The organism is Rhizobacter sp. LjRoot28 (genome assembly GCF_964253025.1).
In the GTDB taxonomy this organism is placed as follows: Bacteria; Pseudomonadota; Gammaproteobacteria; order Burkholderiales; family Burkholderiaceae_C; genus Rhizobacter.
Genome location: NZ_CAXUQC020000001.1, coordinates 3,573,794 through 3,594,284, shown reverse-complemented (window position 1 = coordinate 3,594,284; position 20,491 = coordinate 3,573,794). Strand labels below are relative to the sequence as shown.

General features: G+C 68.0%; 20 protein-coding genes. 8 read left to right on the top strand and 12 right to left on the bottom strand.

The window, feature by feature from the left end:
* Window positions 1-36 precede the first annotated feature (36 nt).
* The 3 genes from ACSQ2F_RS16455 to ACSQ2F_RS16445 form a co-directional block, all read right to left on the bottom strand.
* Window positions 37-1,587: a methyl-accepting chemotaxis protein gene (locus ACSQ2F_RS16455; RefSeq protein ID WP_436024723.1), complete on the bottom strand. Its 1,551-nt coding sequence runs from the start codon at window positions 1,585-1,587 to the stop codon at window positions 37-39.
* A gap of 158 nt (window positions 1,588-1,745) precedes the next feature.
* Entirely contained in the window at window positions 1,746-2,858 is a 1,113-nt protein-coding gene (locus ACSQ2F_RS16450) for a YbdK family carboxylate-amine ligase (RefSeq protein WP_436024721.1), read from the bottom strand.
* 1 nt (window position 2,859) lies between these two features.
* Window positions 2,860-4,158, bottom strand: coding sequence for a cation:proton antiporter (locus ACSQ2F_RS16445; RefSeq protein WP_436024719.1), 1,299 nt, complete (start codon window positions 4,156-4,158; stop codon window positions 2,860-2,862).
* A 186-nt stretch (window positions 4,159-4,344) separates the two neighbouring features.
* On the opposite strand from ACSQ2F_RS16445, the gene htpG reads away from it, so the two are divergent.
* Entirely contained in the window at window positions 4,345-6,228 is a 1,884-nt protein-coding gene (htpG, locus tag ACSQ2F_RS16440; RefSeq protein ID WP_436024717.1) for a molecular chaperone HtpG, read from the top strand.
* A gap of 24 nt (window positions 6,229-6,252) precedes the next feature.
* On the opposite strand, the gene ACSQ2F_RS16435 is transcribed toward htpG, so the two are convergent.
* The 3 genes from ACSQ2F_RS16435 to ACSQ2F_RS16425 form a co-directional block, all read right to left on the bottom strand.
* Window positions 6,253-7,275, bottom strand: coding sequence for a serine/threonine protein kinase (locus ACSQ2F_RS16435; protein WP_436024715.1), 1,023 nt, complete (start codon window positions 7,273-7,275; stop codon window positions 6,253-6,255).
* Between the two features lie 90 nt (window positions 7,276-7,365).
* On the bottom strand, window positions 7,366-8,148 hold the full coding sequence (locus ACSQ2F_RS16430) for a DUF2726 domain-containing protein (RefSeq protein ID WP_436024713.1): 783 nt from the start codon (window positions 8,146-8,148) through the stop codon (window positions 7,366-7,368).
* A 150-nt stretch (window positions 8,149-8,298) separates the two neighbouring features.
* Window positions 8,299-8,958 (bottom strand): N-acetyltransferase family protein, encoded by a 660-nt coding sequence (locus tag ACSQ2F_RS16425; RefSeq protein WP_436024711.1) that lies wholly within the window; start codon window positions 8,956-8,958, stop codon window positions 8,299-8,301.
* Between the two features lie 281 nt (window positions 8,959-9,239).
* Here ACSQ2F_RS16425 and rplM point away from each other — a divergent pair, with 281 nt between their 5' ends.
* The 5 genes from rplM to erpA all read left to right on the top strand — a co-directional run bounded on the left by rplM (window position 9,240) and on the right by erpA (window position 11,878).
* A complete protein-coding gene (rplM, locus tag ACSQ2F_RS16420; protein ID WP_085749538.1) occupies window positions 9,240-9,668 on the top strand; it encodes a 50S ribosomal protein L13 in 429 nt (142 codons plus the stop codon).
* A gap of 9 nt (window positions 9,669-9,677) precedes the next feature.
* Window positions 9,678-10,070 carry a 30S ribosomal protein S9 gene (gene rpsI / locus ACSQ2F_RS16415; protein ID WP_436024709.1) on the top strand — a complete coding sequence of 131 codons (393 nt, stop codon included), beginning with the start codon at window positions 9,678-9,680 and terminating at the stop codon, window positions 10,068-10,070.
* Window positions 10,071-10,305: 235 nt separating this feature from the next.
* A complete protein-coding gene (locus ACSQ2F_RS16410; protein WP_436024707.1) occupies window positions 10,306-10,968 on the top strand; it encodes a DUF6776 family protein in 663 nt (220 codons plus the stop codon).
* 64 nt (window positions 10,969-11,032) lie between these two features.
* On the top strand, window positions 11,033-11,455 hold the full coding sequence (locus tag ACSQ2F_RS16405; RefSeq protein WP_331067282.1) for a bactofilin family protein: 423 nt from the start codon (window positions 11,033-11,035) through the stop codon (window positions 11,453-11,455).
* A gap of 45 nt (window positions 11,456-11,500) precedes the next feature.
* On the top strand, window positions 11,501-11,878 hold the full coding sequence (erpA, locus tag ACSQ2F_RS16400) for an iron-sulfur cluster insertion protein ErpA (RefSeq protein WP_436024704.1): 378 nt from the start codon (window positions 11,501-11,503) through the stop codon (window positions 11,876-11,878).
* Between the two features lie 204 nt (window positions 11,879-12,082).
* Here erpA and ACSQ2F_RS16395 read toward each other — a convergent pair whose 3' ends face one another.
* On the bottom strand, window positions 12,083-13,231 hold the full coding sequence (locus ACSQ2F_RS16395; protein WP_436024702.1) for an anhydro-N-acetylmuramic acid kinase: 1,149 nt from the start codon (window positions 13,229-13,231) through the stop codon (window positions 12,083-12,085).
* A 48-nt stretch (window positions 13,232-13,279) separates the two neighbouring features.
* Complete coding sequence (locus ACSQ2F_RS16390; protein ID WP_436024700.1) at window positions 13,280-14,662, bottom strand: peptidoglycan DD-metalloendopeptidase family protein; 1,383 nt, start codon at window positions 14,660-14,662, stop codon at window positions 13,280-13,282.
* A 223-nt stretch (window positions 14,663-14,885) separates the two neighbouring features.
* On the opposite strand from ACSQ2F_RS16390, the gene tyrS reads away from it, so the two are divergent.
* Together tyrS and dtd are read left to right on the top strand one after the other, a co-directional pair.
* Complete coding sequence (tyrS, locus tag ACSQ2F_RS16385) at window positions 14,886-16,151, top strand: tyrosine--tRNA ligase (RefSeq protein ID WP_436024698.1); 1,266 nt, start codon at window positions 14,886-14,888, stop codon at window positions 16,149-16,151.
* 2 nt (window positions 16,152-16,153) lie between these two features.
* Window positions 16,154-16,597, top strand: coding sequence for a D-aminoacyl-tRNA deacylase (dtd, locus tag ACSQ2F_RS16380; protein ID WP_436024696.1), 444 nt, complete (start codon window positions 16,154-16,156; stop codon window positions 16,595-16,597).
* A 10-nt stretch (window positions 16,598-16,607) separates the two neighbouring features.
* Here the strand turns inward: dtd and ACSQ2F_RS16375 are convergent, their stop codons facing one another.
* The 4 genes from ACSQ2F_RS16375 to ACSQ2F_RS16360 form a co-directional block, all read right to left on the bottom strand.
* Complete coding sequence (locus tag ACSQ2F_RS16375) at window positions 16,608-17,741, bottom strand: hypothetical protein (RefSeq protein WP_436024694.1); 1,134 nt, start codon at window positions 17,739-17,741, stop codon at window positions 16,608-16,610.
* Between the two features lie 192 nt (window positions 17,742-17,933).
* Window positions 17,934-18,902 carry a tripartite tricarboxylate transporter substrate-binding protein gene (locus ACSQ2F_RS16370; protein WP_436024692.1) on the bottom strand — a complete coding sequence of 323 codons (969 nt, stop codon included), beginning with the start codon at window positions 18,900-18,902 and terminating at the stop codon, window positions 17,934-17,936.
* Window positions 18,903-18,996: 94 nt separating this feature from the next.
* The gene (locus ACSQ2F_RS16365) at window positions 18,997-19,782 is read right to left on the bottom strand and encodes a hypothetical protein (RefSeq protein ID WP_436024690.1); all 786 of its coding nucleotides are present in this window, start codon (window positions 19,780-19,782) and stop codon (window positions 18,997-18,999) included.
* A gap of 15 nt (window positions 19,783-19,797) precedes the next feature.
* A complete protein-coding gene (locus ACSQ2F_RS16360; protein WP_436024688.1) occupies window positions 19,798-20,472 on the bottom strand; it encodes a TetR/AcrR family transcriptional regulator in 675 nt (224 codons plus the stop codon).
* Window positions 20,473-20,491: the final 19 nt, after the last annotated feature.

The window sequence follows — 20,491 nt, the reverse complement described above, 5'->3', positions numbered from 1 at the left end:
CAGCGCTTCGCTGGCAGGCCCGTTGCGCCGGGACGCTCACGCCAGGCGGAAGCGGGAGACCACCTCGGCCAGACCCGTTGCCTGGTGCTTCATGGATTCGGCGGCGGCGGCAGACTGCTCCACCAGGGCGGCGTTCTGCTGCGTCATCTGGTCGAGCTGGCTCACCGCGCTGCTGACCTGGCCAATGCCCACGCTCTGCGCGGAGGCGGTGGCAGTGATCTCGCTGATCACGCCCGTCACCCGCTCCACCGCCGCGACGATCTCGCTCATGGTGCTGCCGGCGTCCTGGACGAGGCGCGCGCCGCGGTCCACCTTGTCGACGCTGGCGCCGATCAGGCCCTTGATCTCCTTGGCCGCCAGCGCGCTGCGCTGGGCCAGGGTCCGCACTTCGCCGGCCACGACCGCGAAGCCGCGGCCCTGGTCGCCGGCGCGGGCCGCTTCCACGGCGGCATTCAGCGCGAGGATGTTGGTCTGGAAGGCGATGCCGTCGATGACGCCGACGATGTCGGCAATCTTCTGCGAGTCGGCGCTGATCTCCGTCATGGTGGAGACCACCTCGGCCACGGCCGTGCCGCCCCGATGGGCCACCGATGCCGCGGACGTCGCGAGGCTCTGCGCCTGGACGGCAGCGTCGGCGGACTGACGCACCGAGCTGCTCAGCGTCTCCATGGACGACGCGGTCTCCTGCAGGTTGGAGGCGGTCCGCTCGGTACGCACGCTCAGGTCCTGGTTGCCGGTGGCGATCTCGAACGACGCGGTCGTGATGCCGTCCGTGGCGGTGCGCACATGGGCCACCATGGCCTGGAGCTGGTCACGCATGCGGGCGAGACCCTCATGCAGGCGGGTCGCTTCGTCCGAGCCCGTGGGTTCGATGCGAGCCGACAAATCACCGGCACCGACCTGGTCGGCAAAGCGGGTGGCCTCGGTCAGCGGCAGCACCACCGATCGGCTCACGCGCCATCCGAGCACGCCCACCAGCACGATGGCCACGGTCACGATGACGCCGATGGCGGCGGTGATGGCCGCGTACAGGCCGTTGAGCTTGTCCATCACGATCTGGGTGAAGTTCTTCACCGTGCCGAGCGCCTCGGCCAGCTTGGCTTCGCCCTGGGCCAGGTGCTCGGCGGCCGGTGCGAGCGCGGTCTCCACCTCGGCGGCCGATGTGAAGCCGCCGGCGACCGCACGCTCCAGCACCGGGAGGGCGGTAGTCGCATAGGCCTTGAAGGCGTTGTCGACGAAGGCGATCTGCTGGATGGAATTGGCGTCGATGAGGCGCTGCTTCACGTCGTCGAGCAGTGCGGTCACGCGGGCCTGCTCGGCCTTCCATTGCGTGAGGGCAGCGGCGCCTTTCGCCGCGTCCCCCAGATGAACGATGAGGCGACGCTCCTGCTCGCGGGCCTGCAGCACGGCGACCCATGCCTCGGTTCCGGACTTCATGCTGAGCACCACGTGGTGGTTGTAGCGGTTGACCGACTGGTTCTGCAGGCGGGTGGTGTACCAGGCCGCGCCGCTCAGCAGGGCGACGAGCAACGCCATGAGCCCGAACGAAAGCATCAGGCGGGTCTGAACGGTCAGGCGGCGAAGCATGGGCGGGGGTCCGGCAGGCGCGCCGGGATGCGGCGCGGGTTCAACAGGGCGCATCCGGCCGGAGGGCGTGGCCTCCGTCGAACACAGGTACGGCCCTGTTTTCGGCAGATCGTCAGGAAACTTGACCTGCCGTCCGCCTGCGCCGACTGAACGCCCGGTCAGCCCATCCAGCGTGCGGTGGCCGCCTCGACGACCGCCGACAGCGGCAGGCCCTGGCTCTTCTGCTTGCGCAACCAGGTGGCGTCGTTGCCTTCGAAGAGGCTGTCGCGCAGCAGGTTGCTTGCATCGAGTGCCTTCAGGTCGAGGGCGTGTTCGTCGATACGGGCAAGCGTGCGGATGATGTCGTCGCGCAGCTTGGAGCGCTGCTTCGTCTTGGGGTCGACGATCTCGCCGTCGAGTCCGAAGCGGCAGGCCTGGAAGCGGTTGAAGGTGTAGACGAGGTAGTCGTCCTCGGCCGGCTCGAAGGGGCGCTCCTGCCGCAGGTAGCTGCACAGGCATTGCAGGTAGCACGCCAGCGCGGCCGCCTTGTCGACCGTCAGCGGCGTGTCGCACACCCGGAGCTCGATCGTGCCGAACTCGGGCTTGGGCCGGATGTCCCAGTAGAAGTCCTTCATCGACTTGACGACCCCGGTGCTCGTCATCTTGTCGAAGTACTGGCCGAACTCCTCCCAGCTGTGCACGAAGGGCGCCCGCCCGGAGAGGGGGAAGGCGAAGACCGAGTTCAGTCGGGCGGAATCGAAGCCCGTGTCGACCCCCTGCACGAACGGGGAGGAGGCGCTCAACGCGATGAAGTGCGGCACGTAGCGCGACAGCGCGTGCAGCAGCCAGAGCGCGCGATCGCCGTCCTCGCAGCCCACGTGGACGTGCTGACCGAAGACGGTGAACTGCTTGGCCAGGTAGCCATAGAGGTCGTTCAGGTACTCGAAGCGCTCGGTGGGAAAGATCTGCTGGTCGCTCCAGTGCTGGTAGGCATGGGTGCCGCCGCCAGCGATGCCGATGTTGAGCCGACGCGCGGCCTGCGAGAGCTGTTGCCGCAGGTCGGCGAGCTCGGCGCGCAGCGGGGCGTGCTCCCGCTGCACCGAGCTGCCGATCTCGATCATGCTGCGGGTGATCTCGGGCTTCACGTCCCAGGCGCCCGGGTGCTTGTCGAGCAGGCGCAGCAGGTCCTGGGCCTGGGGCGAGAGGTCGAAGTCGTGCGTGCTGACGAGCTGCAGTTCCAACTCGACGCCGAGGGTGAGCGGCTCGGACGGGGTGAAGTCGGCAAGGGACATGTCAGGCGTCCTTCCGGGGGGCATGGGGACATTCGTCCGCCAGTGAACGCAGCGACCACTGCGATAGAAGCGGGCCCACGAGGTGGAGGATGGTGGTGGCCACGAGCAGCGCCTGTAGCATGCGCGGGTCCACGCCGGGCAGCTGGCCGCTCCAGCCCAGTGTGTCCGCCGTCAGGAGCACCGCCAGGCTGCTCATCGGTTGCAGTGTCAGCGTGAGGGCCAGCGCCTGGCGACCGCTCAGGCCGCTCGGGCGGGCCAGCGCGGCCACCGCCACGCCCTTGCCCACGAACCGGGCGACGATGAGCGCCAGCACCAGCGGCCACAGCTGCAACAGGTCATCGAGGGTGAACAGCATGCCGAGCGAGATGAAGAGCAGCACGCTGAGCGCGGCACCGGCCGACCCCAGGTGCGGTTCCACGGTAAGGGCATGGCCCATCTTGCGGCGGGCGGTCATGCCGGCCACCAGCAGGGCGAGCAACGGCGACAGCGTCCACTGCGCCGCCAGCATCGCCGCCAGGATGACGACGGCGATCTGCAGCACCGGCGTGGCGTCCACGCCCCGGATGGCCTCCGTCAGCTTGGCCAGCAGCCAACCGGCAGCCACCCCCAGCAGCAGCGAGCCGCTCACGACGAAGATGGCACTGGCGGCGGCGGTGAGGAGTTCGTCGCTCCAGCTGGGCGCGTCGGCAGCGGCGAGCACGCGCCATGCCTTGATGGCCACCATGGTGAGCACGCAGTTGATGGCCGTGGTCATGAGCAGCCGCTCGGTCACCTGGCCGCGCGGGCGCATCTCGTGGACGAGCCCCAGCGTGATCACCGGTGAGGTGGACATGGCCACGGCCCCGGCCAGCACGGCGGTGACGAGGGGGACGCCCATCGCATGGAGGGCCAGCGTGACGCAGATGCCCGCGAGGGCCCCTTCCAGCACGCAGGTCAGCGCGAGCCAGGGGTTGTCGACCAGCCAGCGCGGGCGGATGCGGCTGCCCAGTTCGAACACCAGCACGCCGATGGCGAGGTCGAGCAGGGGCTTCCAGGGATCGAGGTCGGTGCGTTCGAGCAGCCGGAAGGCGAGCGGGCTGGCCAGCGCGCCGGTGACCATGTGGCCCACCATGCGGGGCAGGTGCAGGCGGCGATGGAAGGCCTCTCCGAGCACCACGGCCAGGAGCAGGACGATGGCGAAGCCGAGCACCGGGTCGGCGCCGCGCAGGCCGTCGAGCGTCCACAGGGCAGCGCTCGACGGGCCCGACGCCGCTTGGGCGGCGGGCGCAAGCCAGTTCTCGAGGGCAGGGGTGTTGGGCATGGAATGGGATGGGTCGTCTTCCAGGAGCGGCGCATCGTAGCCGACGCTCGGCCGGGCCCGTACCTCAGGGAACCGGGTTCACGGGTCTTTATGATGCGCCTCTTGAAATGCCGGACAGCGTCCCGACATGTGCCGGGCCCATCGCGGAGCGCGGGCTCCGCGGCGCCATCGCATCACAAGACGACCATGGACAAACAAACACTTTCCTTCCAGGCCGAGGTCAAGCAGATCCTGCACCTCGTGACGCACTCCCTGTACTCGAACAAGGAGATCTTCCTGCGCGAGCTGGTGTCGAACGCCTCCGATGCCTGCGACAAGCTGCGCTTCGAGGCGCTGAACGACGCCGCCCTGTACGAAGACGCGCCCAACCTCGAAGTGCGGGTGAGCTTCGACCCCGAGGCGCGCACCATCACCATCCGCGACAACGGCATCGGCATGAGCGCCGAAGAGGCGATGGCCAACCTCGGCACCATCGCCAAGAGCGGCACGCGCGAGTTCATGAGCCGCCTCGAAGGCGATCAGAAGAAGGACGCGCAACTGATCGGCCAGTTCGGCGTGGGCTTCTATTCGGGCTTCATCGTGGCCGACCGCATCACGGTGGAAACGCGGCGTGCCGGCGCCAAGCCGGAAGAGGGCGTGCGCTGGTCTTCCGAAGGCACGGGCGAGTTCGAGATCGAGAACATCACGCGCGCCGAGCGCGGCACCGACGTCATCCTGCACCTGCGCGAGGGCGAGGAGGAGTACCTGAGCGGCTGGAAGCTCAAGTCCATCATCGCCAAATACTCCGACCACATCTCGCTGCCGATCCTCATGCAGAAGGAGGAGTGGGATGCCGAAGCCCAGAAGCAGGTCAAGCAGGACGAGTGGGCGCCGGTCAACAAGGCGGCGGCCCTCTGGACCCGCAGCAAGACCGACATCACCCCCGAGCAATACGCCGAGTTCTACAAGCAGATCAGCCACGACACCGAAGCACCGCTGGCGTACACCCACAACCGGGTCGAGGGTCGCAGCGAGTACACCCAGCTGCTGTACGTCCCGGCCAAGGCGCCGTTCGACCTGTGGAACCGTGACAAGCGCGGGGGCGTGAAGCTCTACGTCAAGCGCGTGTTCATCATGGACGACGCCGAGGCGCTGATGCCGGTGTACCTGCGGTTCGTGAAGGGCGTGATCGACAGCGCCGACCTGCCCCTCAACGTCTCGCGTGAACTGCTGCAGGAAAGCCGCGACGTGAAGGTCATCCGCGAAGGCTCCACCAAGCGGGTGCTGGGCATGCTCGAGTCGCTGGCCAACAGCGAGGACGAGGCCGAGCGCGCCAAGTACGCCGCCTTCTGGAAGGACTTCGGCGTGGTGCTCAAGGAGGGCATCGGCGAAGACCACGCGAACCATGAGCGCCTCACCAAGCTGCTGCGCTTTGCCTCGACGCAGGCGGACGAAGGCGTCTCCTTCGCCGACTACATCGGCCGCATGAAGGAGGGCCAGGAGGCCATCTACTACATCACGGCCGACAGCCTGCCGGCCGCGCGCAACAGCCCGCAGCTCGAGATCTTCCGCAAGAAGGGCATCGAGGTGCTGCTGCTGACCGACCGGGTGGACGAGTGGATGCTGAGCCACCTCTACGAGGTTGAGGGCAAGCCGCTGCAGAGCGTCGCGAAAGGGGCGGTCGACCTCGGCTCGCTGCAGGATGAAGCCGAGAAGAAGCAGGCCGAGGAAGCCGCCACGGCGTTCAAGCCGGTGCTCGATCGCCTGAAGGAATCCCTCAAGGACCGGGTCAAGGACGTTCGCGTGACGACGCGTCTCGTGGACTCGCCCGCCTGCCTGGTGGTGGAAGAGGGCGACGTCAGCGCCCATCTGGCCCGGATGCTCAAGCAGGCCGGCCAGACGGCCCCGAAGTCGTTGCCCACGCTCGAGGTCAACGCGGAACATGTGCTGGTCAAGAAGCTGGACGGCAACAGCCACTTCGACGACCTGGCCCACATCCTCTTCGACCAGGCGCTGCTGGCCGAAGGGGGCCAGCTGGAAGACCCGGCCGCCTACGTGCGCCGGGTCAACGCACTGCTCACCGCGGTCTGAACCGGCGGGCGACGCGCCCGGGGATCACGGCATCCCCGGGTGGCTCGCAGCGTCACGCAAGGCGTTGAGCTGCTCGTGCAGGCGCGTGGCCTGCTCGTTCCAGTAGCCCCGCCCGCCGAACCACGGAAACGCCACCGGGAACGCCGGGTCGTTCCAGCGTCGGGCGATCCAGGCGCTGTAGTGGATCATGCGCAGGGTGCGCAGGGCCTCGATCAGGCGCAGCTGGCGCCAATCGAATTCCATGAAGTCCTCGTAGCCCGCCAGCAGCGCGCCGAGCTGGCTGCGCAGTGCCACCGGTTCGCCCGATAGCAGCATCCAGAAGTCCTGCACCGCCGGGCCGTTGAGCGCGTCGTCCAGGTCCACGAAGTGCGGGCCGGCGTCGGTCCACAGCACATTGCCGGTGTGGCAGTCACCGTGCAGGCGCAGACTGCGAAAAGGCCCGACCGCGTCGAAACAGGCCTGCACTTCCTCGAGCACGGCATCCACCGCCTGCTTCCAGGTCGATTCCGCATCGAGCGGGATCATCTCCGAGGCCAGCAGCCAGTCACGCGGTCCGGTGCCATAGGTGGCGATGTCCAGGCTCAACCGGTGGTTGAAGGGTCGCTTCATGCCGACGGCGTGGATGCGGCCGATGAAGCGGCCGATCCATTCCAGCACCGAGGGGTCCTCGAGCTCCGGCGCCCGGCCCGAGCGACGGGCCGCGACGCTGAAGCGGTAGGTCTGACCGCCGGCGTCGAACCGGGCGAGCGTGCCGCCGCCTTCAAGCAGCAAGGGCGCTGCGACCGGAATCTCGGCCTCCTGCAGTTCGAGGGCGAAGCCGTGTTCCTCGAGGATCTGGTCATCGGTCCAGCGTCCGGGGCGATAGAACTTCGGAACGACCACCGTGCCGTCCTCCAGGAATACCTGGAAGACCCGGTTCTCATAGGAGTTCAGCTGGATGAGCCGGCCGTCGCCGCGAAGGCCGACGGAGTCAAGCGCGTCGAGGACCGCCTCGGGGGTGAGGCCGCTGTAGGGCGTGTCGGCGGAAGCGGGAAGGGATGAGGACATGACCGCATCGTACGCCGGCCCGCGGATGGGTCTCGCAGCAAGCGCGCCGGCGGGCACTTGAGCGCCGCCGCGCCGCGGCGTGCGCCCGGCTCAGCGCAGGCGGCTGTTGGAAAAGCGCGGATCCTCGTCGTCCACCACACCCCCCACGTCGCTCCCGAATCCCGACGAGCGGGGACCGACCGACCTGGCTTCGGTCCGGTCGACGGTGTCGATCCCGACAAAGTTGGAGTCCATGCGGCTGTCCATCGCGAAGAAGGAGTCCTGGAAGAGACTGGAGTCCTGCCAGAGCGCGGACCGCTCGGCCCGACGGTGGGCCACCGTGTTCGCGAGGGTGTCCCTCGCCTGGTGAAGGGAGGGCGGCGGCAGCGGGGCGCGGGCGGTGGCACCGCTTTGCGGAACCAGCAACTGCAGCTCGGCGATGGACGGCAACTGGTCGACAGGGCAGACGAGGTAACGCACACGGCACGCTTCGAGTACGGCCTGCTTGATCTTCAGCACGCGGCTGGAGTGGCCGCGCTCGGAGTCGAGGTCGATCGCGGCCAGCACCCGGCCGTTGGCGCTGCACACGGCGAAGGTGACGTGGTTGGCCCCGAGGAGGTCATACCAGTAGCGCACGGCCGTCGCGTCCGTCGGTTGGCAGAAGCGCACGAGCGGCAGCTTGGACAGGATGATGTGGTGAGGGAGCGCCTCGCGCAGCAGGCGGTAGATGCGGCGCTCGTCGGCCGTGAAGACCGGACGCCCGGTCAGCGCCCACTCGGTGGGCAGCGGCTTGGGCGCCGCCGGCTTGCGCCCGCGCAACGCGAGGATCGTCAGCAGCGGCATGATGACCGCGACAGCGACAACGACGATCCAGGGCAGTACTTGTTGATTCACGATGCGGACTCGAAGGCCCGCCAGACCGTGGGGCATGGCGGAGGGCAGGGGCTCGGACCGATGCTAACGCCGGTGAACCAACTGCTTACATCCCCGACATGGGTGTGCCCGAAAGGGGGTCTTTCGGCCGACGGAGCGCGCGGCGCCGCCTCATTCCGAGGCGATGCGGCCCTTCTCGGAAATGTGGTCGCCAACATCACGCACCATGCCCATCAGGCGGTTCATGCGGTGGGCGTGCACCTTGAAGCGAAAATCCAACTCCGCCGCCTGCTGGCTGACGAGTTCGTCCACCCGCGAGGCGAGGTCGTCCGGCGGAAGCTTGAGCCAGGCCTCGGATTCCGGGCCGTCGCGTTGAACGGTGGCGCCAGCGTTGGCCGCGATCTTGAGCATGGCCGAGTTCTCGCTCAGGGCGTGAATGAACAGCCGGTCGCAGCCCCGGTTGCGGGCATGCAGCATGGCCCGGTCGAAGAGCCGGGCGCCGTAGCCGCGACCACGGGCCTGCTTCAGGACCGACACGCCGAACTCGGCGGTGCGCCGCTGCTCGGGGGTCTTGGCCTCGGGGGCATAGGCCAGGTGGGCCATCGCGATGAGGACGAGCTTGCGGTTGAAGATGCCGAAGAGCTCATCGCGCTCGAAGTCGAGGCCGTCGACGTAGCGGCGCACCTGCTCGTCCGTCGCGGCGTAGCCGAAGCGGAGGTAGCGGTCCCGGGGCTCCAGTGCCAGCAGATGCTGGGCCGCTCGTTCGCGGTGGCGCGGGGCGAGCGATCGGATGGGAACCCATTGGAAAAGGGCGTTGTCGGCGGTGGTCATGGCTTCTAGGTAGAAATCCCAATACACTTTATCACGCGTTGTGCGCTGCACAAACGCGAAGTCGTGTCGAAATGCCGCTGGAAATCGTGCTGTTCGGCCGACACCAGTTCGGATACACTAGAAGGCTTTCCCGACTGGGCTCTGGGAAAGAAGGCGGCGTGCCTCGCGATCTGCGTGGTGCCTGCAACGATGGACAAGTACGTGAGAGGCTGCCGCTTCGCATGAGCAGCACCGAACGCTCCGCGCCCATCCTGTTTTTGAGCCTGCATCGAAAGAACCTCATGAAGACCTTCAGCGCCAAGCCGGCCGAAGTGACGCACGAGTGGTTTGTGATTGACGCCACCGACAAGGTGCTCGGACGAGTAGCCAGCGAAGTTGCTCTCCGTTTGCGCGGCAAACACAAGGCCATTTACACGCCTCACGTCGATACTGGCGATTTCATCGTCGTCGTCAACGCAGACAAGATCCGCGTGACCGGCAACAAGGCCACCGACAAGGTGTACTACCGTCACACGGGCTTCCCGGGCGGCATCTACGGCACCAAGTTCAAGGACATGCAAGCCAAGCACCCCGGCCGCGCGCTGGAAAAGGCTGTCAAGGGCATGCTGCCCAAGGGCCCGCTCGGTTTCGCCATGGTGAAGAAGCTGAAGGTGTATGCAGGTGCCACGCACCCGCACACCGCCCAGCAGCCCAAGGCGCTGGAAATCTAAGGAGCGGTGATGATCGGAAATTGGAACTACGGAACCGGCCGCCGCAAGTCTTCGGTGGCACGCGTCTTCATCAAGAAGGGCACCGGCCAGATTCTCGTGAACGGCAAGACCGTCGACGAGTATTTCGGTCGCCAGACCTCCATCATGGTCGTGCGCCAGCCGCTGGTGCTGACCTCCAACGACGCCGCCTTCGATGTGAAGGTGAACGTGCGTGGTGGTGGTGAGTCGGGTCAAGCAGGTGCCGTTCGTCACGGCATCACGCGCGCCCTGATCGACTACGACGCGGCCCTGAAGTCGGTGCTCAAGCACGCCGGCTACGTGACCCGCGACGCTCGTGAAGTCGAGCGCAAGAAGGTCGGTCTGCACGGCGCTCGTCGCCGCAAGCAGTTCAGCAAGCGCTGATCGACCTCGGCACCCTGCGCCCGCCGCAGGGGCCACGCCACAAAGGCCGCCTTCGGGCGGCCTTTGTGCTTCTGGTCTCCATGTTCGGTCCTCTCCCACGGACGCCGTCACATCCGCAAGGTTTGGACACAGTGACCACGGCGTGCGCTCCTACAATCGCGCCCTTGCCCTGGGTTCCCTACCGTCAATGCGCTGGAAGTTGCTACGCCGCCGTCTCTCGATCAGCGCTCCGCGCATGATCGTGCGCAGCCACCTGCCGTGGCCGCTGCGGTGGGTGGTCCTGGCGCTCATGCTGGGCTTCTCGGCCGCCATCGGCCTCTGGGCGTTCGAGTTCGGGAAGAACATTGCGGGCCTTGACCGCAACGCCAAGGCAGAACTGGTCCGGCTGCGCGACGAGGTGGCGCAGTTGCGCTCGGAGCGCGAGGGTGCGCAGTCGATCGCCAACACCGCCCAGAGCCTGTTGCGCGCCGAACAGGTGGCGCAGGAGCGCCTCGTGCAGCAGTTCAAGCAGGTGGAGGCCGAGAACCTTCGCCTGAAGGCGGACCTCGGCTTCTTCGAGCGGCTGCTGCCGTCCACCGGCAGCCAGGGGCTCAACGTGCGCGCGTTGAAGGCGCAGACACAGTCACCCACCGAGACCCGGTACCAGGCGCTGCTGATGCAGATCGGCCGCAACGTGCCCGAATTCAGCGGCCGCTACGAGATCATCCTCGGCGGAACACTCGACGGCAAACCGTGGTCTCATCCTCAGCCAGGGGGTGCCAAGGCGTTCCAGGTACGCCAGTCGGTGCGCATCGAGGGCCACATCGAGCACCCGGAGGCCGCGGTGGTCAAGAGCCTCACGATCAAGGTCACGGACAACCAGGGCACTGTCCGCGCCAGCCAGACCACCAAGCTGTAACAACGCCCGCGCCCTCGCACAACGACCGACCGACCCACCAACCGACCGACGAACGGAGAACGAGATGTTCACAAAGAAGAAGCAACCGCCGATCCGCACCCTCATCGGCGAGGGAACGGTGATCGTCGGGGAACTCCGGTTCACCGAAGGCCTGCGCATCGATGGCGAGGTGCAGGGCGACGTGGTCGCACCCGAGGGCGGTCACAGCATCCTCGTCATCAGCGAGAAGGCGAAGGTCATCGGCCGCGTGCAGGCCGGGCACGTCATCATCAACGGCACGGTCGAGGGGCCGGTTCACTCCGACGAACTCCTCGAACTGCAGCCGAAGGCGAGCATCGTGGGCGACGTTCGCTACCAGGCGCTCGAGATGCACCAGGGCGCCACAATCAACGGCGAGCTCCGTCCGCTGAAAGCTGACGAAAAACCCCTGCTGATCAAGTTGGCGTCGTCGAACGCGTCGGCGAATCCGACGGCGGCGGTGGGATAATCTCGCATCCGACGACTGTTTGACCGAGATTTACCAGGAGACGCCATGAGCGCCGTTGCAGAGAACACTTCCCACCCCGCTGACGATGCGCCGCCGGTGCCGCTGGTCTTCACCGACAGTGCCGCCAGCAAGGTGAAGGAGTTGGTCGACGAAGAAGGCAACCCCGACCTGAAGCTGCGCGTGTTCGTGCAAGGCGGTGGGTGCTCCGGCTTCCAGTACGGCTTCACGTTCGACGAGATCGTCAACGAGGACGACACCCAGATGAGCAAGAACGGTGTCACGCTGCTCATCGACGCCATGAGCCTGCAGTACCTGGCCGGCGCCGAGATCGACTACAAGGACGACCTGCAAGGCGCCCAGTTCGTGATCAAGAACCCGAACGCCACGACCACCTGCGGCTGCGGCTCCAGCTTCTCGGCCTGACGAGCGCGTTCTGCCTCGACAAAGCCGCCCTCGGGCGGCTTTGTTGCTTCTGCGCGTCGGTGTCCGCACGCAGCGCTCGCCTCTTGTGGATGCGCGAGCAGGCTCCAGGATTTCTTCTCCGCCAATCGCTCGGCAGGCGTCGGACCAGGGTCTCCGGGAGACCGGCTCCTGGAGCTCGGCCCGGCCGAAGCCCAGCCTCTCGGTTCAGGCGGGGTAGAGCGCGCCGAGAACACGCGGCCCCGCCGCGCCGGTGACCGCCGGCAGGTTGCCGGGCAGGTTGTGCACACGGCTCCAGGCGAGCCAGGCGAAGGCCGTGGCCTCGACCTGCATTGCCGGCAGCCCTCGGGTGTCGGTGGGCTGAACCGCGACCCGCGGGAGGTGCTGCGCCAGCCGCTGCATCAAATGGCGGTTGAGGGCGCCGCCGCCGCAGACCAACAGCTTGTGCGCGGTCGGGGCGTGCGTGGTCACGGCGTTGGCACACGTCAGCGCGGTGAGCTCGCACAGCGTGGCCTGCACGTTGTCGGCTCTCAGCGCCCCTGGCATGCGGCGCAGGCGTGCGGCCAGCCAATCCGCATGGAACAGGTCGCGGCCCGTGCTCTTGGGTGGCGGCAGGGTGAAATACGGCTCGTCGAGGAGTGCCTCCAGCAGCGGCGTGATGACCTGGCCGCTCGCAGCCCACTGGCCGCCGGCATCATACGGTTGGCCGGTGTTCTGCTCACACCAGAGGTCCATCAGCACGTTGGCCGGGCCGCAGTCGAAGCCGCGCGTCTGGCCGTCGACGGAGAGGATGGTCAGGTTGCTGATGCCGCCCAGGTTGAGCACCGCCGCCGCTTCGCCGGGACGGCCGAACAGCGCGCGGTGAAAGGCGGGGACGAGCGGGGCGCCCTGACCGCCTGCGGCGACGTCGCGGCTCCGGAAGTCGGCGACGACCGCGATGCCGCTGAGCTCGGCCAGCAGGGCCGGGTTGTTGATCTGGAGCGTGTAGCCCGGCTCGCTGCCGATGCGGGGCAGGTGACGCACGGTCTGTCCGTGCGCGCCGATGGCGATGACCTGCTCGGCCGTCCAGGGGCCCGTGGCGCGCAGCTCGGCGACGACCTTGGCGTACAGCCGGGCGAGGGCGTTGCCCGCCAGCTGCCCGCGGTGGAGTTCATCGGCGCCCGGCGTGTTCAGCGCCATCAATTCGGCTCGCAGCGCTTCTGGAAACGGGTGGTGGGCATGCGCCAGCACCTTCATCGAGCCCAGTCCGGAGGGCGCGGTCGGCGCACCCGGCTGCTCTGCCGCGAAGTCGACCAGCACGCCGTCGACGCCGTCGAGCGAGGTGCCCGACATCAAACCCACGAACAATTCAGTCATCGCGGGATTGTGCCGGAGCTGCCGCTGGCAGGCCCCGGCTCGGCGGCATCACTCGGCGAGGGCGAGGTTCTGGCCGCCGACAGACACGGCCGCCTGCAACTGCTGACGGAAGTCGCGGGCGACCTCGGTGAAGCGGGCCTTGGAGGCCGGCGACAGGGTCACGGCTTCGGAGGTCTTGGCGACCAGCAGCGGATCCTGGTGCTGACCCTTGACCTTGACCTCGAAGTGCAGGTGAGGGCCCGTGGCCCAGCCGGTGGCGCCGACCGCACCGATGACGGTGCCCTGGTCCACGCGCTGGCCGCGACGCACGTTGATGCGGCTCAGGTGGGCGTAGAGGGTGGTGCGGTCGTTGGAGTGCTGGACCTGCACCACGTTGCCGTAGCCGTTCTGCCAGCCGGCGAAATCGACGACGCCCTCTCCGACGGTGCGCACCGGCGTGCCGGTGGGCGCGCCGTAGTCGACACCCAGGTGAGCCCGGCGGGTCTGCAGGATGGGGTGGATGCGCATCGCGAAACCGGAGGTGACCCGCGAGAACTCCATCGGGCTCGCCAGGAACGCCCGGCGCTTGCTCTGCCCGTCGAACCCGAAGTACCCGCCCTTCTGGGCGCCGTCCTGGAACCACACGGCGGCATGGGGGCGGCCGTTGTTCACGAATTCGGCTGCCAGCACGCGGCCGGAGGACTGGTTCCAGGTGACCGGTTCGCCGTCCGCGGTGAGCGCCTCGTAGACGACGCTGAAGGTGTCGCCACGGCGCAGTTCCCGGTGGAAGTCGATGTCGGTCGCGAACATCTCGGCCAGCTGGACCGCGACGGGGTCGGGAATGCCGGCCTCGTCGGTGGAGGCGAAGAGCGTGCTGCGGATGGTGCCGCTGCCCAGGCGAACCTGTGCGGACAGGGGCGCCGTCTCCACCATGGACACGAACCCGTCGTTGAAGCGGGTGATGCGCAGGCGGGAGAAGTGAGTGGTGGCCTGGTCGGGGTTCTCGGCCGGGTAGCGGACGGTCAGCTCCTCGAGGAGGCCGGTCTCGCCGGTGCGTGCGCGAACCATCTTGCCGGTGCGGCCCTCGAGCATCTTGCGCGCTGTCTTGTCGGTGCGAAGAAAACTGGCGGCGGCCGCATCAGCCACGCCCAGGCGGCTCAGCACGCTGTCGACGGTGTCCGCGCCGCGGGTGACGTCGCTGCGGAACAGCTCGAGTGAATGGTTGGCGAGGGCTTCCAGCTGCGCGCTGGTGTCCTCGGGAGTGACCATTTCGGTCACCAGGCGCCGGGGAAGGTCGGATGCGTCAGGAGCCATCGGCGCAATACCGAAGGCCGTGACGCCAAAACCCATCAACGCGACGACCACCGCCGACGCCAGGGCGCGCGGATGGTTGTGAACGAATTGGCGGGTGCGAGAACCGGTGAGGGCGACCGCGCGATCAAGATTTTCCAACGAGCTCAATTTGATGCGGGGCCTAGGCCCTGTCTGCAAGCGCCGGCCTGGGCAGGGCGCTCTGGTTTATCTGGCTGCGCCGGGTGTCCACTAGAATCGCGGACGCCGGGCAGATCCCGCTTGATGCTGCGGGGAACCGACGGGTGCCGCAGTATAACGACCACCCTGTTCCCCTTGCCCCGGATATCCCCTCGATTTCCTGCCCACTTCCCCAGCCCACTTCATGTCAGTGCCAGAAACTCCCGCGACCGCAGTCACAGACACGGCATCGGCCGACAAGTTCCCGGTCACTGACCGCGTTCGACACGCGCTCGAGGTCACACGGCGGGGCGTTGACGAACTGTTACCGGAATCCGAATGGCTCACCAAGCTGGCCCGATCGGAAGCAACGGGCGTGCCACTGCGCATCAAGCTGGGCCTGGACCCGACCGCGCCCGACATCCACCTCGGCCATACGGTGGTGCTCAACAAGATGCGGCAGCTGCAGGACCTGGGCCACACGGTCATCTTCCTGATCGGCGACTTCACCTCCACGATCGGTGACCCCTCGGGCCGCAACGCCACCCGCCCGCCGCTCAGCCGCGAGCAGATCGAGACCAATGCCAAGACCTATCTGGCGCAGGCGAACCTCGTGCTGGATCCGGAGCGCACGGAAGTCCGCTACAACTCCGAGTGGTGCGATGCCCTGGGCGCCCGCGGCATCATCCAGCTGGCATCCCGCTACACCGTGGCCCGCATGATGGAGCGGGACGACTTCACCAAGCGCTTCAAGGCCGGCACGCCGATCAGCGTGCATGAATTCCTCTACCCGCTGATGCAGGGCTACGACTCCGTCGCCCTGCGGGCAGACCTGGAACTGGGTGGCACCGACCAGAAGTTCAACCTCCTCGTCGGCCGGGCGCTTCAGGCCGAGTACGGGCAGGAGTCGCAGTGCGTGCTCACCATGCCGCTGCTCGAAGGCCTCGATGGCGTCGAGAAGATGTCGAAGAGCAAGAACAACTACATCGGCATCACCGAGCCGGCCAACACCATGTTTGCCAAGCTGCTGTCGATCAGCGACGTGCAGATGTGGCGCTGGTTCACCCTGCTGAGCATGCGCGGCGAGGACGAGATCGCCCAGCTGCGCGCCGAGGTGGAGGGCGGTCGCAATCCCAAGGAAGCGAAGGTCCTGCTCGCCAAGGAAATCACGGCGCGCTTCCACAGCGCCGCCGCGGCCGAGGCGGCGGAGGCCGACTTCAACAACCGCGCCAAGGGCGGCGTGCCCGAGGACATTCCGGCGCTGACGCTGGAAGGGGCGCCGCTGGGCATCGGCGCCTTGCTGCGCCAGGCGAGCCTGGCTGCATCGTCGAGCGAAGGCCTTCGCCTGATCGACGGCGGCGGCGTGCGGGTCGACGGCGTGGTGATCAGCGACAAGGGCCTCAAGCTCGGCGTCGGCACCTACGTCGTGCAGGTCGGCAAGCGCAAGTTCGCTCGCGTCACGCTCGCCTGAAGATGCTGGCGCTGGTGCAGCGCGTGGCGTCGGCCCGCGTCGACATCGCGGGCGAGACAGTCGGGGCCATCGGCCGCGGCCTGCTGGTGTTCGTCTGTGCGGAGCCCGATGACACCGATGCCCTGGCAGACCGCCTGGCCGCCAAGCTCCTGAAGCTGCGCATCTTCGCAGACGCGGCGGGCAAGATGAACCTCGATCTGGCCGGCGTGGCGGGCGGCCTGCTGGTGGTGAGCCAGTTCACCCTGGCGGCCGATACCCGCAGCGGCAACCGCCCGGGCTTTGCCGGTGCGGCCCCGCCGGAGCAGGGACGCAGGCTCTACGAGCGCCTCGTGCAGGCGGCTCAACGGTTGCACGGGTCGGTGGCCACCGGCCGCTTCGGTGCGGACATGCAGGTCCACCTGGTCAACGACGGGCCCGTCACCATCCCGATGACCCTGCGCGGCTGAAGCGCCGCGATCAGTCGCTCTGCGTGTCCGGCCACTCGTTGCCGGGCTGACTGTCTCCGGCCACCAGCGTGTTGCCCATGCCCAGCAGCTCGCGCGCTTCCTGCAGCGCCAGCAGTTGGGTGTGGCTGCGACGCGGGTGGTGACGGTGGCGTTCGATCTCCCACACGAGGCTGATGAACTGGCGCTGCGTCTGCGCGGCGAGCACGCGCGTGAGCGTGAGCGGTGAGAACAGCGCGGCCTCGGCACCCATCGTGGCCACGAGCAGACCGCGCACCTGTTGGCGCAGCGCTTCTTCAGAGGCCTGTGGTCGCGGACGCGCGTGGTCCGCGAGCTCCGTCGGGGCGTCGCGGAGGTTCAATGCATGCGGAAGCGCGGCGGCCGCACGCCGGCCGCCGGGGGGCGTGGCGGGCGCAGGGCTGGCAGCGATGACGCCGAGTGCGGGAGACGGCGCCGCCGCCGCCGCGGCGGCCGCTGCGGCCGCGGCTGCAGCCTTGGCCGCAGCGGCCGCAAAGGCGGGGCGGGCCTGGAACATGCGCGGCGGAGCCGGCGGCACAGCAGGCGGGGGCGGGGTAGCCGCGGTGGACTGGCCGGGGCCCGAGTGGTTGGGCGCTGCCAGCGTTCCGCTGGACGTCGGTACCGCGGCGGCCCGGCCGCCGGTCAGGGTGTGTTCATGCAGCAGCACCACCGGGGCACCCGAATCGGCGGTGCGAGCGGCAAGCTGCGGTTCAGCGGGCGGCAAGGTGATGTCGACCAGTTCGATGTCGATCGGCGCCTCGGTGTCCGGACCCTCGTCCGTCGCCGGCGAGCGTGCCGACCGGTCGTCGTGGCCCTGGAGGGCCTCTTCTTCCGGGACGTCGAGTTCGACGCTCGTGAGCCTCGGCATTTCGAGTGCGCCGGCCACGCTGTCCATCGGCTCGGCGGCCAGGGCATCGACCGGAATCTCCACGAGTCCCAGGCGCACGAGGTCCTCGAGGTGGACCGTGGTGGCGCCCGCCTTGTGGGCCAGGGCGAGCACTTCTCCGAGCGGTCGGCGACCGTCGACCAGAAAGAGGACCGTGCGATGGCGCTGCCCCAGGCCGCGCGTGCGGTGGCGGATCTCGTCAACACCCGATGGGGTCTTGACCGGGGCAGGGGGAAGGGACATCACCCGGGGGCACGGAGGAACAAGGACTCGATTGTCTGCCGGCGCGCGTCAGCGCAAGCGGGCAACAGTGGGCGTCATGCGGGTCTGTTTCATCCTGTCACGCCGCCCGTGGTGTGCCTGCGACGCGCCGTGACACGGGCGGGGCATGAAAAAAGCCGCCCGTGGGCGGCTTCTTCGCGATGCGACCGAGGATCAGTCGGCGTACTGCACGTTGGCGCGGATGACCGGGCCCCACTTGTTGATCTCCGCCTCGACGAACTTCTTGTGTTCGGCAGGGTTGCTGCGGGCATCGGACACCACCACGGCGGCCATGCCTTCCTCGGACTTCACGAAGTCGGCGTCCTTGAGCACCGCCTTGAGCGCGGTGTTCAGCTTCGCCGCCACGTCCTTCGGCGTGCCCTTCGGCGCGTAGAGCCCGTGCCAGATGGTCACGTTGAAGCCCTTGAGGCCGACTTCGTCCAGCGTCGGCAGCTTGGACAGCGCCGGCATGGCGAGGCGCTTGGTCGTGGTCACGGCGTAGGCCTTGACCTTGCCGCCTTCGATCTGGCCCATGGTGTTGGTGGTCTGGTCGCACATGATGTCGACCTGGCCGCCGAGCAGGTCGGTCATGGCCGGGCCGGTGCCCTTGTACGGCACGGCGACCATCTCGACCTTGAGCGTGCTCTGGTAGAGCAGGCCGCACAGGTGCGAGGCGGAGCCCACGCCGGCGTGGGCGAGGTTGATCTTGCCCTTGTTGGCCTGGATCCAGGTGTTCAGGTCGGCGTAGTTGTTGGCCTGCAGGGTCGAGCGGCCGACGAGCGTCATCGGCACTTCGTTGATGAGGCCGAGGTACTCGAAGTCCTCGAGGGTCTTGTACTGCAGGTTGCGGTACAGGGCCGGAGAGGTGGCCATGCCGATGTGCGTCAGCAGGACGGTGTAGCCATCCGGCTGGGCCTTGGCGACCTTGGTCGCGCCCAGCGTGCCGCCCGCGCCGCCGGCGTTCTCGATGATCACCGGCTTGCCCAGCTGCTTGCGAAGGCCCTCGGCGAAGTCGCGTGCGACCTTGTCGGTCGGACCGCCCGCGGCGAACGGCACGACGATCGTGATCGGCTTCTCGGGGTACTGGGCCACGGCAGCGGTGGCGGTGAGAGCGGCCACGGCAGCCAGCAACAGCTTCTTCATGTGGAAATCCTTGGTAACTGCAGAGAGGGATTTGGAAAGTTGATGCTACGAGGGCGGTCGGCATGTCACATGCCGGAAACTACGTAGCGAGCGGTCAGAGTGCCAGTTCTGCGCGAGCGACTTCGATGTGCAGGCGCTCCGTGGCGTCGAGCGGCGTGCATTGTGCCGCCTCCGCGTAAAGCTTCTCTGCGTCGCGCAGGCGCGTCTCGCCCTCCAGCATGACGAGTCCGTTGGCGTACTCGACACGGGTGATGGCCGAGCCGGGGTTGAGGCGCAGGGCCGTCCGGAACATCGAGATGCCGGCGTCCTTGCTGGCGCCTTGCGTGCGGCCGAGCAATGCGCCCAGCGTGTCGATGACCTCTGCATGGAAGGCGCCCAGCGCCGTGTGGGCGTCGGCATGGCGGGGTTCGAGGCGAATGGTCGTCTCGAGTGCGCCCTTGACCCGCTCCCCGAGGCCCTGCTGGAGCGCGCGCGCCACGCTGATGCCCTGCCCGTACCGGCCCAGCGCATAGGCCAGGAGGTAGTGGGCGTTGGCATTGCCGGGCTCCTGCTCGGCCAGCGCCTCGGCTCGCGCCGCGGCGTCCAGGAACAGAGCGAAGCGCTGCGTCTCGCTGCGTTCCAGGTAGTGGGCCTGCATGAGCTGCGCCTTGCTGGCCACCGTCAGGCCCCCTGCAGCGGAGGCGGCATCCGCCGCCAGGCCCAGCGCGACGGCCTGCTGATAGTCGCCTGCGTGATAGGCGCACCACGCGGTCTGCACCGTCTCGTCCTCGGGCCACGGTTCCGCATCGCCCACATGCAGCCGCTCCCACGCGCGACGAAGCGCGGCGGTGTCGTAGCGGTAGTCTTGCGTGTCGTAGGGAAACCGGGTCCACGGGCCCATGTCAGTCTCCTTCGCTCAGGGGGGCGGCGGAGGTGAATGGTAACGGCCGGCGAGCGCCAGCAGGTGCAACCGATCGTCGGGGGCCAGGTACGGCATCACCAGGCTCAGCACATGGAAGGCGCCGCGCAGCAACGCGGCACCGGCGGCTTCCGGCTCCAGCGCGCGCCGCGGGTCGCGCACGTACTCGTAGCTCAGCCAGTACGTGAGCACGATGACCATCGCGGTGGCCACGGGGGCGAGGTCCTGCGCGCGCGGGTGGCCGGGGGCGGTTGCGGTGAGCCCGTCCAGCACCTGGCGCACGGCCCGTGTCTTGTGGTCCAGCAGTTGCTGGAAGCGCAGCTCGATGAGGCGGTTCTTCGAGAGCAGGTCGTTCAGGTCGCGGTACAGGAACCGGTATTCCCAGAGGCGTTCGAACAGCACGTGGAAGAACAGCCAGGCGTCCTCCACGTGATGGACCCCGTCGGCGGCATCGAGCAGACGATCGAGCTCGGCGGCATAGCGCTCGAAGAGCGCATTCACCAGCACTTCCTTGGCCGGGTAGTGGTAGTACAGGTTGCCCGGACTGATGTTCAGTTCCCCGGCCAGGGCGGTGGTCGAGACGTTCGGCTCGCCGAAGCGGTTGAACTGCTCCAGCGCCACCTCGAGGATGCGTTCGGCCGTGCGGCGGGGTTTCTTGGGGGGAGCTGGCATGGCGGCAGGGGCGTTGGAA